We start from the raw sequence: 20,437 nt of genomic DNA, 5'->3' as shown, positions 1-20,437 counted from the left end.
GAGACTCCAGTGGGATGAACATGAGCGGTGAGATCCCGCAAGGCGAAGCCTGAGGAAGCTCACCACATGCCCACGGAAAGCGAGTAATTTCCCGGACCTCCACACCGTTACTACCGTAACGGAAACAAACTATCTCGAAACTGAGTCTTCAATTAAAGGGAGCTATTTTTGTGAAATCAACACGGAGCTTTAACAGAGCCTAAAAAATAGATAAATCATAGCGGTTGGCGAGGAGTTCCAATAGCTTTAAGCCGACGACGCTGTTTCCTTTCTCGTCGAGAGCTGCCCCGTATACGGCGATCCCGCCAAAGCCGTTGACCGACCCAACCACAGCGCCGGAGACGCCACTTTTCGCTGGTATTCCCACCCGGATGGCAAAAGAACCAGAAGCATCGTACATGCCACACGTCACCATAAATGTTTTACAGATACGGGCCAAATGCCTTGGAATGATTTGCCTGCCAGACTCGAGGTCTTTGCCATCATTGGCAAAAATAGCACCGATACGGGCGAGGTGATGGATGTTCACTTCGATTGCACACTGTTTCGTATAAGCATCCAGGTTTTCTTCCACACTTCCTTCAATTACGCCATGCTGTTTCATATAGTAGCAAAGGGAGCGATTCAAGTATGCTGTCTGGAATTCAGACACCGCCACGTCTTCGTTATACCGGATAGACTGGTCATCTGTCATTTCATGAATGAAACTGAGCAGTCGCCCTACTTTTTCATCAGGCGTTGCCCCGTGAATCATATTGGTTACAGCCAGGGCGCCGGCATTAATCATCGGGTTCAGTGGTTTGGAAGGTGCATGCTGCTCCAGTCGATAAATCGAGTGGAATGGGTCTCCGGTCGGCTCCATGCCAACACGGTCGAAGACATATTCTTCCCCATTGTCCATTAAAGCTAAAGCAAGGGAAAGTACTTTGGAGATACTTTGCAGTGTAAAACAACAGACAAGGTTCCCGGCGCTGACACATTCTCCGTCCAGATCATAGACAGCGACTGCCAGTTCGTCGGGGTCCTGCTTCGCTAATGCAGGTATATAGTCTGCGACCTTTCCATCTCTCGCTAAGGGTCTTACGTTTTCCAGCCAATCTTCTAATACTTCTTTCGTTAAATTTTTGGCCACTTTTATTACCTCCTTCGGGTGCAATGATTACAATTTTTTGCTATTCTGAATTATGGTGATTATTTTATTGAAAGGTGGCCCTTGCCATGATTGTCCAAATAGCAGGAAATGTGAACTATCCAATTACACTGGATCCGACCGTCTGGATCTTTGATGATCGGAAGGTAACTATGGAAGAAGCATTCGGTACGGTTGATAAAGAAAATACGGAGGAAGATGAACTCCAGAAAGCTTCCATGCGTTGGGATCGTGAAATTTACCAACAAAAAATCGACCCACCCGTTAATAGGAGTATTTCCCGTTTTGAGAAAGAAAAAATCCTAAAAGAGACATATTTAATCGATTTAAAACCTTTTATTAAGACAAGCGAACCTGCCAATGATTCGATAGGCGTTACGCTAGAAACTACAAAAGGTAACAAAGAAGTGTCAATCGAAGACATGAGGCAGGCACTTGCGTTGTTTTCTGTCGAAGGCCGTCCGCTTAAAGAAGATGGCCCAATTCATCTGTATTGGGCAGACGGAAGCAATCAAAACGATCCAATCACAGGCGTCACGAAAATCATCTTCAATTAATTTGCATCCATGCAAATTAAGCTGGCTGGCAGGTTTGTTTGAAGTCTCCTGCCTGCCAGCTTTTTATTTATCGTGTGTTTACAAGAAATCGGCTGCGAGCTGGGCGAGTGGTGAACGTTCCCCTTTTATCAGTTTCACATGTCCGCTCAAGTTATGATGCTTGAATTTCTCCACCACATGCATAAGCCCATTATTATATTCGTCTAAATAAGGATGGTCGATCTGCTGAGTGTCTCCCAGAAGGACAATTTTGCTTCCCTCCCCGATTCTTGTCAGGATTGTTTTTACTTCATGGCGGGTAAGGTTCTGCGCTTCATCGATTAATATGAGCTGATCGGGTATACTTCTGCCCCTGATGTAAGTCAATGCTTCTACTTGTATCGAACCAAGACCTGATAAAATGCCGTCCAGCTCACCCGGCTTTTTCACATTGAATAAATGCTCCAGGTTATCATATATCGGCTGGACCCACGGTCTAAGTTTTTCATCTTTCTCTCCTGGAAGATAACCTAAGTCTTTCCCCAGTGGTACAATCGGGCGTGCTACTAACATCTTCTTATACAATCCTAAGTCTTCGATTTGCATCAAACCGGCAGCAAGCGCCAGCAGCGTTTTGCCTGTCCCTGCTTTCCCCGTCAACGTGACTAATGGTATGTCCCGTCTTAGCAGCAGCTCCATCGCCATGATTTGCTGCGCATTTCTTGGTTTTATCCCCCACACATGTTCATTGGAAAATTGGCAAGGCTTTAAAAACCCCTGCTGGTTTACCATTCCCATTGCTGATTGGGAAGGATTGTTCCGGTTTTTTAAAATAAAAAATTCATTCGGGTAATAAGACCGTGTCAATTCCTGGATGGGAAGCTGTCCATCTTTGTAAAAGCGGTCCAGGGCTTCTTTTTCTGCATAAAGTTCGGAAAAGCCTGGGTATATTTCATCTTTGTGAATGGCCCGTTCATTCAGAAAGTCTTCAGCTGGTATTCCCATCGCATCCGCTTTCACCCGCATCAGCATATCTTTCGAAACAAGTATCACCTGTTTGCCGTCTTTCTTTTGTTTTTCTTCTTCGTGCAGATTCAGCGCTACTGCCAAGATCCGGTTATCATTTGTTTTTTCAACAAAAATTTCTTCCATTTTTTGATAAGATCGGTGGTTCAATTCGATTTTCAATTTACCTCCATTGCGAAGCAGAACCCCTTTGTGCAGTTCACCTTTCACGCGAAGCCTATCAATGATACGCGATACCTGCCTTGCATTGCGGCCTATTTCTTCCATGATTCTTTTCTTCGTATCCACTTCTTCTAATACGACGGCTGGAATGATGACTTCATTATCCTCAAAAGTATAAATTGCGTTTGGATCCTGAAGCAGGACGTTCGTATCCAAGACATAGATTTTTTTCAAACAGTACGCCTCCTATATATCAGGTTGAAGGGTTCCAAGGGTTCTTACCTCATTTATATGTTCCGATGCATAAGGATAGACGACCTGACAAACGCTAGTAAAAAAAGAAGGTGAACTTACAATGAAAAAACATATGCTTAACGCCTTGATATTGACTGCTTTATTCGCTTTGACGGCTTGTCAGAACGACGATCCGGAAACATTACAGCAAGAGCGTGATGGAACAGAACCGTTGATGGTAAAAGATTCAGATCCTATAGAAAAGGAAGATCGTTCCAATCAGGAGATTGCGCAACACCTAGCTAAACTGGCAACAGAAGTCCCAAATGTGCATGATGCTACTGCGATTGTGCTGGGTCCTTATGTTGTGGTGGGCATAGACGTTGATAAGGAATTAGATCGGTCCCGGGTGGGCACGATCAAATATTCTGTAGGAGAATCATTGAAACATGACCCATACGGAAAACAAGCAGTTGTTGTTGCCGATGCAGACGGTGTAGAACGAATCAGGCAATTGAACAACAAACTGCAGGAAGGCCATCCGATTCAGGCCATTAGCGAAGAATTAAGTGCCATTGTCGGCCGTTACATGCCGGAAATGCCAATTGATGACGACCGTCCGGAAGAGCCTGATCCGAATAAAGAATCTGTTCCTGAAAGAGAAGAACAGAAGCTGGATGAAATCGAAGAAGAGCAATCCAACGAACATTTGAACAAAGAAAATAATTGAATTACAAAAGCGCAAGCGCCTTGCTCACCCCTGACAAGCTTAAGGCAATCCTCGCCGTGACGTTTTTTGTACTTTAGACCAATTAAGTTTATAAAGGTTTAAAGTATAAGTAAAACTAAAGCTTTCGCCATAAAACATTGGCGATAAGCCAAGTTTTTCTAATCACAGAGAGGATTGACTTAAGACCTCGAGGGGGTAGGCGCTGGAGCTGGATGTAACCACTACGTAAAATTATACACAAAAAGAAAATTTTATAATTTATTAAACCAAAAAGAACAGCTAAATCCTTTTCAGGATTTAGCTGTTTGCTTTTTCAAGTATTTCTCGTTCTTTTTCGGTCAGTTCATTATAATACTGGACCCCGAATTGAGAACCTTCGGACACCATCTTAGTATTTTCGTGATTGTCTTCCTGCGGATTTCCAGCTGCTTCTACTGGTAAATCACTGCCATTAGACTTTGTGAAAAGTGACTGCGCTTTCCCTTTCCATTGGCCCCGGCGTTCTTCATCCTTCAGCAAGTATGCTAAAGTACCTGCGCCTAGTGCACCTACCGTTGAAAAAATCCATCTTTTCCTCAAAGAAATCATCCTTTCTTGGTCTTCTGTAAATACACTTCCCGAAATGTATTTATTTGAAACAGTATTTTTCTGGTTAATCCTTCAAGGAGGTCATGACCTGGCGATCCAGCTTGGCCGCAGCTTTCTCATCATATGTTTTATCATAGTCAGGTCCTTTAGAAATTTTCGCTCCGTAAAACATGACATCTCTTACTTCTTCAATGTCCACTTCAATTTTGGCGAGCTTCAACGGAATCTCTTCGATTCGTTCGGTCAACACCTTCCCCTCTCCTTTAATGGAATAAGTGGAGTCTGCATCAATTAAAGTCAACACGATTTTAGGGGCGGATTTAATATTCCGGACAATAACCGAACGATTATCCACCGCGAATACAAGGGTTCTTCTGTCTTTGGCATATACCCAGCTGATCGCATTCACCATCGGAGAACGCGTCTCTTCATGATAAGTAGATAACAACATAAATGTTTCTTGTTGCAGCAGTTCATATTGTTTATCGTTTAAAGCTTGTTCTACTTGATTCGCCATTCCTATTCCTCCTTTGTGTTTAACCCAGTCTTGAGGGATAACTGATAAACCTTTGCTTTAATGCGTCTATATATATGGTATGTTATACTTTTACTATAGGCTTTCAAGCTAATAGGTGAACTACTATAAGGATAAAAGCCGTCTTGTAAATCAGGCTTTGTCTTTTTGGATGAGCCTGTATCAGAAAGAAACCAATGATTAACTGAGGTGAAATTTATGCGGGTCAAATGTGTCATTTGTGATGATATAAACAATATCGACAGTAATTGCCTACAGGCAAAACGGCTGAGAAACCGGCGCCTCACTACGTACATGTGTCCAAGCTGTCATGATCGTATTGAGGAAAAAACTAAACAAAGATTGGCAACTGGTGATTTCCGCATCTATAAAGAACGGAAAACCGAAAAATATCTTAGTTAGAAAAAGGGCTGACCGGAGAGATTCACTTCTCTATCGAGGTCAGCCTTTGTTGTACATGAAGAATGTTTTACTCTATTAAGTCATCGTGACGACTTGGCGACAAGCCAAGTCCTTCTAGTATTAATGATAATTTTTAAATTTATGTGGCTCTTCTTCAATCTGGTTAAGGATCAGTTCAATCAGTTCAGTCGGAAAGCGGAACTTGCGCACTTTATCCTCTGTGATGCATTCCACTTGATACATTTCTTCATCCCGATGGATTTCTATGTCTGTCAGGTGATGATCTTCCTTCAGCATTTCGTAAAAAAAATCGGCTGTTTCGTTTGCAGACAGGTCGTCGGGACGGTTTTCGGCAACTACTTTGATGGTGAGCCAATTATAAACAGCATCCTGCAGTGAGCGCATTCCTTCACTCTCCTTATATTATCCTTCGTTTCTTCCGCTTCGTTCCCTATGGAGCCGGAGTCGGTAAATCCCTAATACGACGGCTGAAGCAAGCAGGCTTTCTGCAATCGGTAGGTTCAAGCCAAGAATCAGCGTCAAAAAGAAAGTTCCAATAATTAATACAGCATATACAATAATGTTCTGTATTAAAGGCAGTTTCCTTGCAAAACCAAGCTTGAACGTAACGATCGCCAGGATGACGACGGTTAAATACAATAAAAAGAAGCCACGGAAAAGCAAGGCTACTTCATTTTCATTATTCATATTCACTTCTGTACCCAAGCCCTGGAAGAAGAAATCTGCTATCGGCCACAAATCATTGGGTACATTTAAAACATTTTCCTCGTTCATGATGTTCCCCCTTGTTCTCTCTTGTCTCCATCATACTAAACATATGCAGCTGGCGCTAGAAGAAATTATCAGGATCCCCCTTAGGATTCGACCATTTTCAACAAACGATAACTCAGCTATACTTGAATAGTACATATAAAAGAGGTGAGAGTTATGGGAAAAATAGACTGGAAAAGGATGTTTACCGCTTTTTTAGCGATCCTTTGTTTTGTATTTGTAGGATTCGCCCTGGGTATGAAGAACTTCTGGCTAGCCGGACTGTTTCTTTTGCTTGGTTTTGGGGTTATGGGTTTTGGCATAGCTGCTAAACGTAAAAAACGATCGTGACTACAGGGTCACGATCGTTTTTTAGTTATTTCTTCAATTCGATATACTCACTGACAATTTCTTTGTGGATGTCCTTATGGGACGTCAGGATGGAGTTTTTCTCTAGCATATTGACCGGCTCTCCATCAGCCTGGGTGGTTATTCCTCCGGCTTCATCAACGATGACAATTCCCGCCGCTATATCCCACGGCATCAGACTCATCGTTAAATAACCATCAATAATACCTTCCGCAACGTATGCAAATTCCAGTGCTGCTGAACCAAAGGAACGGGTCCCTCTTACTGTTTCAACAAGACGGTGAATTCCTTCTTCACTTACCCGTTTATTGCGTAACGCCCAGAACGAGTTGATACATAAAATCGAACTTTCCAATGATTGAGGCTTTCTCAGAGAGTCCAGTCGTTTATCGTTCTTATAAGCACCTTCTCCCCGAATCCCTGTATAAAGGACGTCAGCCATGACATCATAAATGATTCCAATTTCTCCAACTCCGTCTTGATATATCCCGACTGATATGGCGAAGTTCCGCTTTTGATGGACGAAATTCATGGTACCGTCGATCGGATCAACGATCCAAACAGTGCCATCAAGTGTCTTGATTTCATCCCCGAATCCTTCTTCTCCAAACAGCTTATGATCCGGATATGTGGAGTTTATTTTCTCAACGAAGAATTTTTCTGTTGCCTTGTCTAATTCTGTCACAAGATCATTGGGGCCCGCTTTGGTTTCCACCTTAAATGGCTGCTCCATCTGCTGACGAATGTTTTCCCCTGCTTCAAGCACCCATGACTTTGCCTGTTCGAATAGATTTTGCTTTGTTTGTGTTTCCATGACAAGAACTCCTTTAACGTTTTAACGTAAAAATACTGTATGATTAGCCTAACAAATATCTACCATATCATACACTTATTTCTTTTACTCATTATATATTAGAAAAATTTGACTTGTCGCCTATCACTTATGCGGAAGCCTTCATGTTTTCTTATACTTTGATTCTTTACAAAAGTTAAACTTTTTAAAGTACAAAAAAAGAGCAACTAATCAGCTGCCCTGTTTATGCCATCCATTGAAGTAGCTCGGTACGCAGTTCATTCAATCGTTGCTTGCTTATGGCTATTTGCTCTTCATCCTCCTCCATCATCGCATCATATAAAGTCATCAGTTCATAATCTATTTCCAGACGGATGACGGGAAGTTTCTCTTCAGCCTCTCTTTGCCACAACGCTTCCATAACACGCTTCATTGTTTACCCTCCCTTTGTCGAAACCCTCTTTTGTCTATTTATATGAGCAGTTTGCTTATTCGGTATGTGTTTTTATTTACTTTTATTTAACCAATCTCACCGGGTTTCAAACCAATAGAACGTATTATTTAGCAGTTTGGCTATACTATGGTAAACTTTCAATTAGCAAAATTGTTTAGGAGTTGATGGTACATGGAGCGTTTTAACGGGTTTACCGATAAGGACTTTGACGTATTCACGATACCTGGTCTCGAGGAACGGATGGAAGTGCTACGGTCACAAGTGTCACCGAAGCTCGAAGCGATTGCAACTGAGCTCGCACCGGATGTAACGGCGCTGACAGGAGACGAAATGTTTGTTCACGTCGCCAAGCATGCCCGACGTACGAAGAATCCACCGGAAGATACATGGGCAGCGCTTGCTAACAATAACCGGGGGTATAAAAAACTTCCTCATTTCCAAATCGGATTATGGGAAACGCATGTATTTGTCTGGTTCGCAGTTATTTACGAAAGTCCCGTAAAACAGGACTTTGCTAAAGCAATCAAGAAAGAAGATAACCAAATTCGAAAAGAAATACCAGAAGACTTTGTATGGTCGATCGATCACACGAAGCCGGATGTCCTTCCTCAAAAAGAATTGACGGATGAAAAATTCAGTGAGATGGTCGATCGGCTGGAAAATGTCAAGAAGGCTGAGCTGCTTTGTGGTCTGAATATCGATCGTAATGATCCGGTTTTGAAAGATGCTGATAAGTTTCTAGCCCGTTGCAAGGGTGCCTTCGAAACACTCGAACCTCTTTACCGCATGGCAAAACAAGCCTGATTGCACATCCAGAGTTGATCAGCAAGATAAGCGACTCACTTTTATTAAAAAAGTCTGACCTTAGCCAAAATGGCATTATGGTCAGACTTTTTATTAAGACATGCTTACTTTATCGCCGTTTTCCAATTCTTTTGCTTTTTTCACGGTCCGGTAGCAAGAGTAACCGGATTCTTTCTCGAACTTGCCGCATAATTGCTTTTCTTCACTTTTGGAAGGTACAATCTGTTTGAAGCGTGTATAGGCGAGCATCAGCTCATCCCGTTTTACACTTTTTTCATATGCCTGCTCTACTAACGAATAAAAATTGACAACATCGATAATTTCCTGTTTGGACCATGTTTCATCGATAGGATAGGTATAATTCATACTGGAATCCCCTTTCTTCTATGTGCACCACTTCTTACGGATATTTTCCGCTTCATTAATCATGTTATCTATTAAAGCTTTTACTGTAGGAACATCCTTTATTCTTCCGGCAACCTGTCCTGCCCAGGCAAAACCTTCTTCCACTTCTCCCTGATAGATATATCGTTTATTGGCTTCCCCGCTGATATAGTTCTTCAAACCTTCATAGCCCTGGTTCGTCGCTTCCAGAGCAAGAATTTCATCAGTCCATTTATTTTTTAGTGCCCGGGCCGGTGCTTTCAGGGAACGTTTGATCACCGTGGTACTCATTTCGTCCGCATCTACCAAGGCCTTTTTATAACTTTCATGAGCGTGGACACATTCTTTCGTGGCGATGAATCGGGTACCCATTTCGATGCCTTCCGCCCCAAGACTAAGCGCAGCCATCAATCCTCTTCCGTCTCCGATACCGCCGGATGCGATGACAGGAATGGACACGGAATCGGCTACCTGGGGAGTGAGAACAAACGTGCCAATATCATCGCGGCCGATGTGTCCCCCTCCTTCCTGGCCAACAACCATGACGGCATCGGCACCAAGTTGTTCCGCTTTTTCTGCCTGCCTTCTGGCTGCGACAAGTACCAACTTTTTAATAGCTGTCCCTTCTACCATTTCTAAGACGGGTTTAGGGTTCCCTCCTGTAACAGAAATGACAGGGACATTTTCGTTCACAGCAACTTCCACCATATGTTCGAACGGCCGGCCATGCTGACCGATAGCAAAGTTGACGCCAAACGGTTTATCGGTCATGGCTCTGACACGTCTGATTTCTTCTTTCAATTGCTCAGGTCCATCCATACTCATAGCCGTAATCTGGCCGAGCCCTCCCGATTCAGAAACGGCTGCGGCAAGTTCGGAATAAGCGAGGTGAGCCAGGCCACCCTGGATAATCGGATATGTAATACCTAATAGCTCCGTTACTTTCGTTTCCCAATTCATGTTTCCATCCTCCTTTTTTTCATTCTATCATGATTGACTTACAAGGCATCAACTAATAACCACGATTAAAAAAAGCTAGCCACATTGCCTGCCATCTGCTATAATTCATTTGTTTTATATGATTACATGAAGAGGTGTATCGATTGTCTCAAGACAGAACTCCATTATTCTCGGGCCTCATTGCTCACGCAAAGAAGGATCCGATTCAATTTCATATACCAGGTCATAAAAAAGGAAAAGGGATGGATAAGGAATTTCGTGAATTTATCGGAGAAAATACTTTATCCATCGATATGATCAATATTGAACCGCTGGATGACCTTCATCACCCACAGGGCATTATTAAAGAAGCACAAGATTTGGCGGCAGAAGCATTTGGTGCCGACTATACGTTTTATTCCGTCCAGGGCACTAGTGGAGCCATCATGACGATGGTCATGAGTGTCTGCCAGCCAGGCGACAAAATCATCGTCCCCCGGAATGTCCATAAGTCCGTAACATCTGCGATTATTTTTTCAGGGGCGACACCGATTTTCATTCATCCGGAGCTTGATGGTCAGCTCGGCATTTCTCATGGGATTACGCCCGAAGCAGTAAACCGGGCGCTTCATGCTCACCCGGATGCCAAAGGAGTACTCGTTATCAATCCGACCTACTTCGGGATAGCGGCTGACTTAAAGAAAATCGTCGAAGTAGCTCATGATTTTCATGTGCCTGTACTGGTCGATGAAGCCCACGGCGTCCATATCCATTTCCATGACGACCTTCCTCTTTCAGCCATGCAGGCAGGAGCAGACCTTGCTGCCACCAGTGTCCATAAACTGGGCGGCTCTATGACTCAAAGCTCCGTATTGAACTTGAGAGAGGGGCTTGTGTCCCATGAACGAGTGCAGGCCGTTTTATCAATGCTGACCACCACTTCCACTTCTTATGTGCTGCTGGCATCGCTGGATGCGGCACGAAGACAACTCGCAATCAAGGGAAAAGAAATGCTCGAGCGCACGATCCTCTTAGCACAAGATACACGTCGGGCAATCAATGATATACCAGGCCTATATTGTGTCGGCAAAGAAATACTAGGCAGTGATGCCACATACGATTACGACCCCACTAAATTGATCATCTCCGTAAAAGAACTGGGCATGACAGGCTATGATGTGGAGGTTTGGCTGAGGGAGCACTACCGGATTGAAGTAGAGTTATCAGACTTATATAATATCCTCTGTCTGGTAACACCGGGAGATACCAGCGAGGAAACGGAAAGTCTTGTCCAAGCGTTGAAAGAACTTGCTGCCTTACAAACGGATCGTGCGGCAAGACAACCCGTCAAGGTAAAAGTTCCGGAAATACCACTGCTCGCCTTGTCACCAAGGGAAGCTTTTTATTCAGAAACAGAGGTTGTACCTTTAGATGAAGGAATTGGAAGAATCAGTGCTGAGTCGTTGATGATTTACCCTCCGGGAATTCCTATTTTCATTCCCGGCGAAATCATAACAGCTGATAATGTAGCCTATATCCGCGATAATCTCGATGCCGGCCTTCCTGTCCAAGGGCCTGAGGATGAAACACTGGCAACCATCCGCGTCATTAAAGAACATCGCGCTTTTAAATAATCAGGATGCATATTTGCGGATTAAGCATCATAAAAATAAAACCCCGCCGGGATGCCGGCGGGGTTCTCTTATGTGTGAGGAAGACTATTTCTTTTTCGGATGACAAGACGGACAAGTACTATAAAGAGTGGAAACCTTCTCATCTTCATAATGCTCAATGATCTTCTGGCAGTCTTGACATACAATTGTACCCATCTGAATATCCAGCTCCTTTACAAGTAATTTGTAATCGTTTTCAGGTTATGGTCTTATTTTAATATGACACATTTAAAAAATCAAGCCCAAAAAGTATGTCACATTTATTTTTTTCTTTCCCAATTAAGATAACCTTTAAACGAACTGGCTGGAATTATTCGTAAGAAGCTTCCATCAGCTCTGCCGGAGGCACTACATCATTCAGAAAATCAGCGAGATCCATCGCAACCATTTTATCCGGGAGACGGAATTTTTTCTGCAGGAAATCCAGATCCTTTACATCCGAACTGTCAAGCAGCGAAGATTGGCCGGTTTGCATACATACCACGAGGGGCTTGCCGAAAAATTGACTAGTGTACACAATACCAAAGTCATACCTTCCTTCTTTCGTAGTGAATCCCACAAACCTGACATTAGACTGCTCCATTTCATCATACAATTTCTCCATATACATATATTTACCTCCTCAATATTTTAAGCCTGGTTGGCTTTTTTGTAGAAATAGATGCCAGCTTTTATTCCGTAAACGTGACAAATGTTATTGAGCTACCTTTATGGGAAGTGCTAACATAAGATTAGAAACCTATGACAGGAGTTGGAAAAATGGGTAAAAGTGCATTCATTCATTTAGTAGAAGAAAGTGTACAGCAAACGATTTCTTTGAAAGAGGTACATGATTTACTCAACTATTATCAGGAAATCACTGCTAAAACCGGGGAACAGCTCGATTGGAGTTACAACAGCCACGCTTTTCCTTACTTAGTGACAGAGAAAAACGACGATAATGGCAACTACCTGCATTTAAGAGGCACGGATCCAAATTATCAACATTTGCTGGTGGGAGTAGGAAGTACAAAAGGATCAACAGACGACCAGGAACAATTTTTCATTCAAATAACCCTGCCTGAAGCCTCTACACATGGAGATAAAAACAAAGGGAATGAGCTGGCAAAATTCTTTGCGAAGAAATTAGAAGGAAAGTTACATTTATTCAACGATCGTATTATGTATTATTATAAACGAAAACTATCGTAATTAGAATAATAATGCACGTGAATGTATTTCTTTTTCTCAGAAAATGGAGACAAGCCAGTCAAGCAGCGGCCTGGTTGAACTTTTATATTGTATAAGAGACAATGGATCAATAATCGAGACAACAACGTTTTAAGTGAGAACGTAGACAGAGGATGAGAGACAATTCTTCGATTTTGAGTGACAAATTTAAAATTAAACGAGACAAAAACTAGAAAAAGAGAGAGCCTCTCCTCTTTAATGAGACAAAACACCACCCCACAAAGGGTGGTGTTTCATATTATGGCCGCTTGATCAAAAGCGGGTCCAGTATTTCAAAGCCTTTTTCTTCCAGCCCAAGGACAATATCATCGAGACCTTCTGCAGTCCATTCACGATCATGCATAAGCAAATTGGCGCCGTCCGCTAATAAAGGAGATTCGACCATAATGTCGGCAATGGCCGATGCTGTCTGGTAATCCTGTTCCCAATCATAGCCATATGTCCAATTCATCAATAGCATACCTTCTTCCTCCACTAACTGTTTGGAGTAATCGGTATTCTGTCCAAACGGTGCGCGGAAAAATTCCGGGCGCTCTCCAATTATTTCTTCGACCCGGTCATTCAACCCGACTATTTCTTCATACTGTTCCTCTTCTGTCAAGCTGGGCAAAGAAGCATGGTTGAAAGTATGGTTTCCGATTGGAAAGCCTAATTCGTGGATTTGTTTCAGCTTCTCCTCTTCTTCCGGTGTGTCAAGGAAATGGCCATTTACAAAGAATATGGCAGGCGCTTCAAGTTCTTTCAACGTTTTCGCCATGTCGACACTAAACTTATCAGGCGCATCATCAATCGTGACGAGCGCTACCTTTTCATTTGCCTGATCATCGATCGGCTTTACAGCCCAGTTTCCAGCCAACTCATATAATGGCTCACTCACTTGCTGATACGCCTCTTCTTCCTGTGGTTCATCTCCCTTTTCTCCTGCTTCAGCAGCCTTTTCATCCCCTTCGGAATTCTCCTCCGGCTGCTCGACTGGATTGTCTTTTTCTTCAGCATTAACAGAATCTTGTTCTGCTTCTACATCCTCTTCCATACTGCATGCACCTAACACCATCACCAAAAACAGCAGCATCAAACCTTTTCTCATGTCAAAATGACCCCCAAGATGTTATTTTTTTCTATGTATTTCCAACAATTTCATTATACCTGATTTTTTATAGTTTTTACTATGGTTTCTTATTAATTTATACTATAATAAGAAATCGTGGCTGGAGCCTAAGGAAATGTAGGGTGAATCTATATGATGGAACGTCTTCGGCAATTCAAACTTTTTGGAAGCAGGACACTAAAAACCGGCATCTCGGTCTTTATAACCGCACTGATCTGCGGTTATTTTGGTTGGCCGGTTATTTTTGCTGTCATAACAGCTATTGTCACAATTGAACACACGGCAGCAGATTCCATCCGGAAGGCAGCGATAAGGTTTCCCGCCTCGGCAATAGGAGCACTGATTGCTACCACCTTATATGGGGTGTTCGGAAAAGGGGCACTCACGTATGCATTGGTAGCTATGCTTACCATCGCGATATGCCATAAGCTCAAGCTTCAGGACGGGATACTGGTAGCTACGATTACGGCAACTGCTATGATCCCTGATTTCCAGGAAAATTACATTGTTTCGTTCTTCATAAGATTGGGTACTACATCTATTGGTATAGTAGTTTCTTCCCTAGTCAACTTTTTTTTGCTGCCACCGAATTATTTTACAAGTATTCACCGCAGTATCGACCGGCTGTATGGACAAGCAGCTGACTTGCTGGAGTTGATATTAAAAGAAGTGATTGGAGAGCGTCATGCAAAGAAGGGCCTTATTAATAGAAGGTATCAAGAGCTAACAAAACATATGGAACAAACCCACCAGCTTTCTCAATATCAAAGGGAAGAATGGTCCTATCATAAGCACACCAATTTCGATATGCGTGCCTTTCAATTTGCTCAAAAAAAGCTGGACTTATTGCAGCAGATCATTTATCACTTAGGAAATCTGCAGTATATCCACACAGATGCAGGTGATTTCAATCACCCTGAAAAACATTTGATCGGAAGAATGATTCCTTCATTTGTGGCAATATTAAGAGCACCTGAGCATGAAATTCCAGAAGAGCATTTTAAGCAAATCGAAGAACTGGATCATGTGTTTTGGGATTGGAAACAAGAACATATCGAACACGAATCAAGATACCGTCACCATCTACCGCCGCAGACGGTATTGCTTTATGAATTGCTTTGTTTGCATGACGTTATGGAAGAGTTGAAGGAACTCTCCACTTCCAAACACGCAGCTATTTATTATCAATATGTAAAAAAACAGCAAGGGATGAGCTGATAACCTCAAACAGTAGTAATTTCTTACGAAAGGATGATGAAATTGAAACAGGTTACAAAGGTTTTTTATATTTCGGTTGTTATCGCCTTAATATTCATCATTTGGGGCGTCATACCGGAATCAACATTACCAACCTGGAACCTTAATAACGTTACAACCAGTATACAAGGTTTTATAACGGAGAAGTTTGGATGGTTTTATTTACTTTCTGCAACAGGCTTCCTGGCATTTGCAATCTTTTTAATCTTTTCCCGTTATGGAAAAATTAAATTGGGAAAGCCGGATGACGAACCGGAGTACCCTTACATTACCTGGTTTGCCATGTTATTCAGTGCTGGTATGGGTATTGGACTTGTTTTCTGGGGTGCTGCTGAGCCGCTATCCCATTTCCATGCACCGCCTACTGCTGATCCGGCAACACAGGAAGCGGCACGGGAAGCGATGCGCTACAGCTTTTTCCACTGGGGACTGCACCCATGGGCTATCTATGCCGTAATCGCATTAGCTCTTGCTTATTTCAAGTTCCGTAAAAATGCTCCAGGTGTTTTTAGTGCAGCATTGGTGCCATTGCTTGGTGAAGAACGAATTAAAGGACCAATCGGCACAATAATAGATTCCATTGCCGTATTCGCAACCATTTTCGGGGTGGCTACATCTCTTGGATTCGGAGCCTTGCAGATCTCGAGTGGTCTCGCTTATTTGATTCCAGGATTAAATGATAATTTCATGCTGCAGTTATCTATTATCGGTGTTGTTACCGTCCTGTTCATGCTTTCTGCCATGACAGGATTGAATAAAGGCATCAAATACTTGAGTAATACGAATATTGTATTGGCCCTATTGTTGATGTTCTTCCTGCTATTTGCAGGTCCTACAAACTTTATCATGGATTACTTTACAACCACATTCGGGTCTTATATTTCAAACCTTCCACAGATGAGTTTGCGTATGACTCCGTTCTCGGAAGAAAATAACTCCTGGATCCAGGGCTGGACCATCTTCTACTGGGCCTGGTGGATTTCATGGGGACCATTCGTAGGAACGTTTATCGCTCGTGTTTCCCGCGGCCGTACTGTCCGTGAATTCATTCTTGGTGTCCTGCTGGTACCAACTATATTCGGCGCACTTTGGTTCTCTGTTTTCGGCGGTACAACGATTCACCTTGAATTCTTCCAAGGCATGGATATCCAGTCCGCGGTGGATGAACTAGGGACAGAAGTTGCCCTATTTGCAATGTTAGAAAATGTACCACTTGGCATGGTAATGTCAATTATCGGACTGTCGTTGATCAGTACGTTCTTTATCACATCGGCTGACTCTGCTACCTTCGTACTTGGAATGCAGACGACAGGCGGCAGCTTGAATCCACGTAACCCGGTTAAGTTTACGTGGGGGGTAATCCAGTCTGGTGCGGCGGCTGTGCTGCTATGGATGGGTGGCTTAGAATCTCTCCAGACGGCAGCCATCATATCCGCCTTCCCGTTCACGATTATTATGATTATGTTATGCGTCTCGTTATTACGGACGTTTGCTGAAGAGGATAGAAAAATAGGATTAAAAGCTAAAAAATAATTGATCTGTTATAGTTTAAGAAAGGCGAGTATAGAACCGCATCGGTTTTATACTCGCCTTTTCATTTTCTTTATACTGTTAAATTAAAGCTCCCTTTTGTTGAAGACTCAGTTTAGAGACTTTAGATTGGATTGAGGTGGAAAGCGAACCCTTCCCCAACGCCCCTTTACTTCTACAATCATCTCGAAATCAAGTTTTCGACTTTTTGGTCTTTTAATTGAGGTTATCGTTGTTCCATTATTACAATTTAACATTGCGATTAAACAACACTTCTGTGGTTTTTCACTTCCATGACATTTCGATAACATTCGCTTTTTTTCGTATCTTCTCTGATAAAATGTAACCAGTTTCTACGATAGAAAGAGAGTGGTATTGCATTGACTAAACTACTTCTGCCAGTCGGTTTGATTTTCATCATGATTTCAGGGTGCTTCCCTGAACAGAAAAAAATAGAAGTCATCAGCGCCAATTCGAATGGATATGAAGTTCAGTTATTGACCGAGGAAGAGGATAAAGACATCGACAAAGCATATATGGATGCCTTTCTCTCTTTTAAAAACCAGCACAACCAGCAGCCAATTGAATTTTTCAAAAGTACTGCATCGTTATATCAGGTGGAGCAACACATTAACAAGCTGCCCGCCTTTCTAATCCGAAAAGACGAAAAAACGGTAGCTACCATTACCGGTGAACGGCAAAGTGAGGAAATCGTCGAGCAGCTAATGGAAATCATAAAATAAATAAACTTCAATCATAATAAATGGAGCTGTCTTCGTGAATGCAGCCGACATGCTCCACCCCTTTCTCGAATATTGCGCTTCTCTTATAGAAGTACTGCTGTCCTTCTCCTAAAGTTTTGTACATATTAGCAAAACTTTGCTTATCGCAAAGTATTTTATTCCGAAAGCCTAGTGTTTCTTATACACCATTCCTTGATCAAGGTTAAAGTATTTTAAAATATAAAAAATCCTGAACCAATAAGGTTCAGGATTTTTTTGAATGCATTATTATTTGATGTGGATTGGTGTTCCAAGAGCTACTTCAGCTGCTTCCATGCTGATTTCCCCTAGGGATGGATGAGCATGGATCGTAAGTGCAAGGTCTTCCGCAGTCATACCAGTTTCAATTGCCAGTCCTAGTTCAGCAATGACATCACTGGCATTGGCTCCGGCAACTTGTGCACCGATAACCAGGCCATCATCTTGACGGGTAACCAGTTTTACGAAACCGTCTGTTTCGTTCAAGGACAGCGCACGGCCGTTTGCCGCAAACGGGAACTTGGAAGCTTTGACTTCGTAACCAGCTTCTTTTGCGTCTTTTTCGGTATAGCCGACAGATGCAAGTTCCGGATCAGAGAAGACAACCATTGGAATGCCAAGGTAGTCGATTTCTGATTTTTCACCTGCAATAACTTCTGCAGCAATTTTACCTTCATAAGAAGCTTTGTGTGCAAGTGGAGGACCTTCGACAATGTCACCGATCGCGAAGATGTTATCTACGCTTGTACGGCATTGTTTGTCGATCTTGATAAGTCCCTTGTCTGACATTTCGATACCAACTTGCTCAAGGCCGATTTCATCTGTATTAGGCTTACGTCCAACGGTAACAAGCAGGTAGTCTGCTTCAATCGTTTTCTCTTCGCCTTTCACTTCATACGTGACTTTTACGCCATCTTTTGTTTCTTCAACGCCTTGTGCCATCGCATTTGTAACAACATTGACACCTTTTTTCTTCAGACGCTTCTTGACAAGCTGCGTCATCTGTTTCTCGAAGCCGCCAAGAATGTCTTTGGTTCCTTCAAGGATAGTAACTTCTGTATCGAAATCAGCATAGGCAGTCCCAAGCTCTGTTCCGATATATCCGCCGCCGATGACAACCATCTTCTTAGGAATTTCTTTCAGGTTCAAGGCACCTGTAGAATCCAGTACACGGTCGGAATATTTGAAGTTAGGCAGTTCAATTGGAGTAGAACCTGTAGCAATGATGCAATTCTTGAACGTGTACGTTTGAGAATTTTTGTCATCCATCACGCGTACTGTGTTCTTATCGACAAAGTAAACTTCGCCTTTAAGAATATCCACGCTGTTTCCTTTTAGTAGTCCTTCTACACCGCCTGTAAGTTTATCAACGACTTTCCCTTTCCATTCTTGGACTTTGGAAAAATCGACTGTTGTGTTTTCGGACTGGATGCCCATCTCGTCGGCACCTTTTGCATGCGCGTAACGGTGGCCAGCCTGGATTAGTGCTTTAGAAGGGATACACCCTACGTTCAAGCAGACACCACCAAGTGTTCCTTTGTCTACGATTGTTACCTTTTGACCAGTTTGTGCGGCACGGATAGCAGCTACATAGCCGCCAGGACCCGCACCAACTACTAACGTGTCTAATTCAATTGGAAAATCTCCTACTACCATACTTTACGCCTCCATCATAATAAGTTGTGGATCGTTCAGTAAACGCTTGATGTGGTTCATTGCGTGCTGAGCTGTTGCACCATCGATGATACGGTGGTCAAAGCTCAAGGATACAGCAAGAACTGGAGCGACTACGATTTCACCATCGCGCACAACGGCTTTTTCGCCGATGCGGCCGATTCCAAGAATCGCTACTTCCGGATGGTTGATGACCGGAGTGAACCATTGGCCGCCGGCAGAACCGATATTAGTGATTGTAGTAGAACCGCCCTTCATTTCTTCAGATGACAGTTTACCATCACGAGCTTTCACAGCAAGTTCATTGATTTCACTTGAGATAGTGAAAATGGATTTGCGGTCAGCATCTTTTACGACTGGTACAAGCAATCCTTTGTCAGTATCTGCTGCTATACCAATATTATAGTAGTGTTTCTGAATAATTTCATCCGTTTCGTCATCAACTTGTGTATTTAGCGCCGGATATTTTCTCAAGGCAGATACAAGTGATTTGACTACATAAGGAAGGTAAGTCAGTTTAATATCCTGTTCAGCAGCAACTGCTTTGAACTTCTTACGGTGAGCGACAAGCTCAGTTACATCCACTTCATCCATCAATGTAACATGCGGTGCTGTTTGCTTGGAATTAACCATCGCTTTAGCGATCGCTTTACGAATACCGCTCATCTTCTCACGAGTTTCTGGATATTGACCTTCCAGTACAGGCTGTTGTTTTTCAGTAGAAGCCGCAGCTTGCTGGTCTTGTGCTTCTTCTTTCGCTTCGCCTGCTTCTGCCTGTGGCTGCTGATCGCCGCTCAAGTATGCATCAACATCTTCTTTTGTTACACGGCCGTTTTTACCACTGCCTTGGACCTTACGGATGTCGACATCGTTATCACGAGCGTGTTTGCGGACAGATGGCATGGCGATGACACGCTTACCTTCATCTACTTCTTCATCGTCTGCAGCAGGAGCTTCTTCTTTAGCTGCGCCTTTGTCTTCAGCAGCTGGCTCTTCAGATTTAGCTTCTTCTTCAGGAGCTTCTTCCTGTTTATCATCTTCGCTGTCGTCAGACTCATATCCCTCGGCATCAAATGTGATGATTGTGGTACCAACTGTAGTGGTAGCACCTTCTTCCACTAATACCTCTTTGACAGTACCTTCAACAGGAGATGGGATTTCTACGACAGCTTTATCATTTTGCACTTCGCAAAGAACATCGTCTTCTTTTACTTCGTCACCGGCTTTGACAAACCATTTTACAATTTCACCTTCATGGATGCCTTCACCGATATCCGGTAGTTTAAATTCGAAAGCCACGAATATTGCCTCCCTTTTCTAGGTTTCA

General features: G+C 42.9%; 25 protein-coding genes. 10 read left to right on the top strand and 15 right to left on the bottom strand.

The genetic code is table 11. The features are described from left to right. Positions 1-199: 199 nt before the first annotated feature. The gene (glsA, locus tag B9Y67_RS15445) at positions 200-1,132 is read right to left on the bottom strand and encodes a glutaminase A (RefSeq protein ID WP_085507991.1); all 933 of its coding nucleotides are present in this window, start codon (positions 1,130-1,132) and stop codon (positions 200-202) included. 86 nt (positions 1,133-1,218) lie between these two features. Between glsA and B9Y67_RS15440 the strand changes: the two genes are divergently transcribed. After that, the gene (locus B9Y67_RS15440) at positions 1,219-1,707 is read left to right on the top strand and encodes a hypothetical protein (protein ID WP_085507988.1); all 489 of its coding nucleotides are present in this window, start codon (positions 1,219-1,221) and stop codon (positions 1,705-1,707) included. Between the two features lie 78 nt (positions 1,708-1,785). Here B9Y67_RS15440 and B9Y67_RS15435 read toward each other — a convergent pair whose 3' ends face one another. Continuing rightward, positions 1,786-3,108, bottom strand: a complete 1,323-nt coding sequence (locus B9Y67_RS15435; protein WP_085507986.1) for a PhoH family protein — start codon at positions 3,106-3,108, stop codon at positions 1,786-1,788. 121 nt (positions 3,109-3,229) lie between these two features. On the opposite strand from B9Y67_RS15435, the gene B9Y67_RS15430 reads away from it, so the two are divergent. Next, positions 3,230-3,838: a YhcN/YlaJ family sporulation lipoprotein gene (locus tag B9Y67_RS15430; protein WP_139823823.1), complete on the top strand. Its 609-nt coding sequence runs from the start codon at positions 3,230-3,232 to the stop codon at positions 3,836-3,838. Positions 3,839-4,135: 297 nt separating this feature from the next. Here the strand turns inward: B9Y67_RS15430 and B9Y67_RS15425 are convergent, their stop codons facing one another. Together B9Y67_RS15425 and B9Y67_RS15420 are read right to left on the bottom strand one after the other, a co-directional pair. Further along, positions 4,136-4,426, bottom strand: a complete 291-nt coding sequence (locus B9Y67_RS15425) for a hypothetical protein (RefSeq protein ID WP_308789074.1) — start codon at positions 4,424-4,426, stop codon at positions 4,136-4,138. 64 nt (positions 4,427-4,490) lie between these two features. Further along, entirely contained in the window at positions 4,491-4,943 is a 453-nt protein-coding gene (locus B9Y67_RS15420) for a pyridoxamine 5'-phosphate oxidase family protein (protein WP_085507983.1), read from the bottom strand. 216 nt (positions 4,944-5,159) lie between these two features. Here B9Y67_RS15420 and B9Y67_RS15415 point away from each other — a divergent pair, with 216 nt between their 5' ends. Continuing rightward, positions 5,160-5,363: a YlaI family protein gene (locus B9Y67_RS15415; RefSeq protein WP_085507980.1), complete on the top strand. Its 204-nt coding sequence runs from the start codon at positions 5,160-5,162 to the stop codon at positions 5,361-5,363. 120 nt (positions 5,364-5,483) lie between these two features. Here the strand turns inward: B9Y67_RS15415 and B9Y67_RS15410 are convergent, their stop codons facing one another. Together B9Y67_RS15410 and B9Y67_RS15405 are read right to left on the bottom strand one after the other, a co-directional pair. Beyond that, complete coding sequence (locus tag B9Y67_RS15410; RefSeq protein ID WP_085507978.1) at positions 5,484-5,768, bottom strand: hypothetical protein; 285 nt, start codon at positions 5,766-5,768, stop codon at positions 5,484-5,486. An 18-nt stretch (positions 5,769-5,786) separates the two neighbouring features. Further along, on the bottom strand, positions 5,787-6,158 hold the full coding sequence (locus B9Y67_RS15405; protein WP_085507976.1) for a YlaH-like family protein: 372 nt from the start codon (positions 6,156-6,158) through the stop codon (positions 5,787-5,789). Positions 6,159-6,311: 153 nt separating this feature from the next. Between B9Y67_RS15405 and B9Y67_RS20770 the strand changes: the two genes are divergently transcribed. After that, the gene (locus B9Y67_RS20770; protein ID WP_166761358.1) at positions 6,312-6,485 is read left to right on the top strand and encodes a DUF5325 family protein; all 174 of its coding nucleotides are present in this window, start codon (positions 6,312-6,314) and stop codon (positions 6,483-6,485) included. Between the two features lie 25 nt (positions 6,486-6,510). On the opposite strand, the gene B9Y67_RS15400 is transcribed toward B9Y67_RS20770, so the two are convergent. Together B9Y67_RS15400 and B9Y67_RS15395 are read right to left on the bottom strand one after the other, a co-directional pair. Further along, on the bottom strand, positions 6,511-7,317 hold the full coding sequence (locus B9Y67_RS15400) for an inositol monophosphatase family protein (protein ID WP_085507973.1): 807 nt from the start codon (positions 7,315-7,317) through the stop codon (positions 6,511-6,513). Between the two features lie 223 nt (positions 7,318-7,540). Continuing rightward, positions 7,541-7,729, bottom strand: a complete 189-nt coding sequence (locus B9Y67_RS15395; protein ID WP_085507971.1) for a hypothetical protein — start codon at positions 7,727-7,729, stop codon at positions 7,541-7,543. Between the two features lie 192 nt (positions 7,730-7,921). On the opposite strand from B9Y67_RS15395, the gene B9Y67_RS15390 reads away from it, so the two are divergent. After that, the gene (locus B9Y67_RS15390) at positions 7,922-8,554 is read left to right on the top strand and encodes a YktB family protein (RefSeq protein ID WP_085507969.1); all 633 of its coding nucleotides are present in this window, start codon (positions 7,922-7,924) and stop codon (positions 8,552-8,554) included. 93 nt (positions 8,555-8,647) lie between these two features. On the opposite strand, the gene B9Y67_RS15385 is transcribed toward B9Y67_RS15390, so the two are convergent. Both B9Y67_RS15385 and B9Y67_RS15380 read right to left on the bottom strand, forming a co-directional pair. Further along, positions 8,648-8,920, bottom strand: coding sequence for a UPF0223 family protein (locus B9Y67_RS15385; protein ID WP_085507967.1), 273 nt, complete (start codon positions 8,918-8,920; stop codon positions 8,648-8,650). An 18-nt stretch (positions 8,921-8,938) separates the two neighbouring features. Further along, positions 8,939-9,898 carry an NAD(P)H-dependent flavin oxidoreductase gene (locus tag B9Y67_RS15380; RefSeq protein WP_085507966.1) on the bottom strand — a complete coding sequence of 320 codons (960 nt, stop codon included), beginning with the start codon at positions 9,896-9,898 and terminating at the stop codon, positions 8,939-8,941. A gap of 143 nt (positions 9,899-10,041) precedes the next feature. Between B9Y67_RS15380 and B9Y67_RS15375 the strand changes: the two genes are divergently transcribed. Beyond that, positions 10,042-11,511, top strand: a complete 1,470-nt coding sequence (locus B9Y67_RS15375) for an aminotransferase class I/II-fold pyridoxal phosphate-dependent enzyme (protein ID WP_085507964.1) — start codon at positions 10,042-10,044, stop codon at positions 11,509-11,511. 84 nt (positions 11,512-11,595) lie between these two features. Here B9Y67_RS15375 and B9Y67_RS15370 read toward each other — a convergent pair whose 3' ends face one another. Together B9Y67_RS15370 and B9Y67_RS15365 are read right to left on the bottom strand one after the other, a co-directional pair. Then, complete coding sequence (locus B9Y67_RS15370; protein ID WP_085507962.1) at positions 11,596-11,706, bottom strand: GapA-binding peptide SR1P; 111 nt, start codon at positions 11,704-11,706, stop codon at positions 11,596-11,598. 154 nt (positions 11,707-11,860) lie between these two features. Continuing rightward, a complete protein-coding gene (locus B9Y67_RS15365) occupies positions 11,861-12,160 on the bottom strand; it encodes a DUF3055 domain-containing protein (RefSeq protein WP_085507960.1) in 300 nt (99 codons plus the stop codon). Positions 12,161-12,309: 149 nt separating this feature from the next. On the opposite strand from B9Y67_RS15365, the gene B9Y67_RS15360 reads away from it, so the two are divergent. Then, the gene (locus tag B9Y67_RS15360; RefSeq protein ID WP_085507958.1) at positions 12,310-12,741 is read left to right on the top strand and encodes a DUF1885 family protein; all 432 of its coding nucleotides are present in this window, start codon (positions 12,310-12,312) and stop codon (positions 12,739-12,741) included. A gap of 277 nt (positions 12,742-13,018) precedes the next feature. Here the strand turns inward: B9Y67_RS15360 and B9Y67_RS15355 are convergent, their stop codons facing one another. Further along, entirely contained in the window at positions 13,019-13,867 is an 849-nt protein-coding gene (locus B9Y67_RS15355; protein WP_085507956.1) for a polysaccharide deacetylase family protein, read from the bottom strand. 153 nt (positions 13,868-14,020) lie between these two features. Here B9Y67_RS15355 and B9Y67_RS15350 point away from each other — a divergent pair, with 153 nt between their 5' ends. The 3 genes from B9Y67_RS15350 to B9Y67_RS15340 all read left to right on the top strand — a co-directional run bounded on the left by B9Y67_RS15350 (position 14,021) and on the right by B9Y67_RS15340 (position 17,418). Next, entirely contained in the window at positions 14,021-15,106 is a 1,086-nt protein-coding gene (locus B9Y67_RS15350) for an FUSC family protein (RefSeq protein WP_085507954.1), read from the top strand. Positions 15,107-15,148: 42 nt separating this feature from the next. Then, on the top strand, positions 15,149-16,678 hold the full coding sequence (locus B9Y67_RS15345) for a glycine betaine uptake BCCT transporter (protein WP_085507952.1): 1,530 nt from the start codon (positions 15,149-15,151) through the stop codon (positions 16,676-16,678). Positions 16,679-17,055: 377 nt separating this feature from the next. Continuing rightward, positions 17,056-17,418: a thioredoxin domain-containing protein gene (locus B9Y67_RS15340; RefSeq protein ID WP_085507950.1), complete on the top strand. Its 363-nt coding sequence runs from the start codon at positions 17,056-17,058 to the stop codon at positions 17,416-17,418. Between the two features lie 267 nt (positions 17,419-17,685). On the opposite strand, the gene lpdA is transcribed toward B9Y67_RS15340, so the two are convergent. Together lpdA and B9Y67_RS15330 are read right to left on the bottom strand one after the other, a co-directional pair. Beyond that, positions 17,686-19,092 carry a dihydrolipoyl dehydrogenase gene (gene lpdA / locus B9Y67_RS15335; protein WP_085507947.1) on the bottom strand — a complete coding sequence of 469 codons (1,407 nt, stop codon included), beginning with the start codon at positions 19,090-19,092 and terminating at the stop codon, positions 17,686-17,688. Between the two features lie 3 nt (positions 19,093-19,095). Continuing rightward, positions 19,096-20,409 carry a dihydrolipoamide acetyltransferase family protein gene (locus B9Y67_RS15330; protein ID WP_085507945.1) on the bottom strand — a complete coding sequence of 438 codons (1,314 nt, stop codon included), beginning with the start codon at positions 20,407-20,409 and terminating at the stop codon, positions 19,096-19,098. Positions 20,410-20,437: the final 28 nt, after the last annotated feature.

Origin of the sequence: Thalassobacillus devorans, from assembly GCF_900176565.1 — a bacterium.
Classification (GTDB): domain Bacteria; phylum Bacillota; class Bacilli; order Bacillales; family Halobacillaceae; genus Thalassobacillus; species Thalassobacillus devorans_A.
This window is presented reverse-complemented; position numbering and strand designations above follow the sequence as displayed.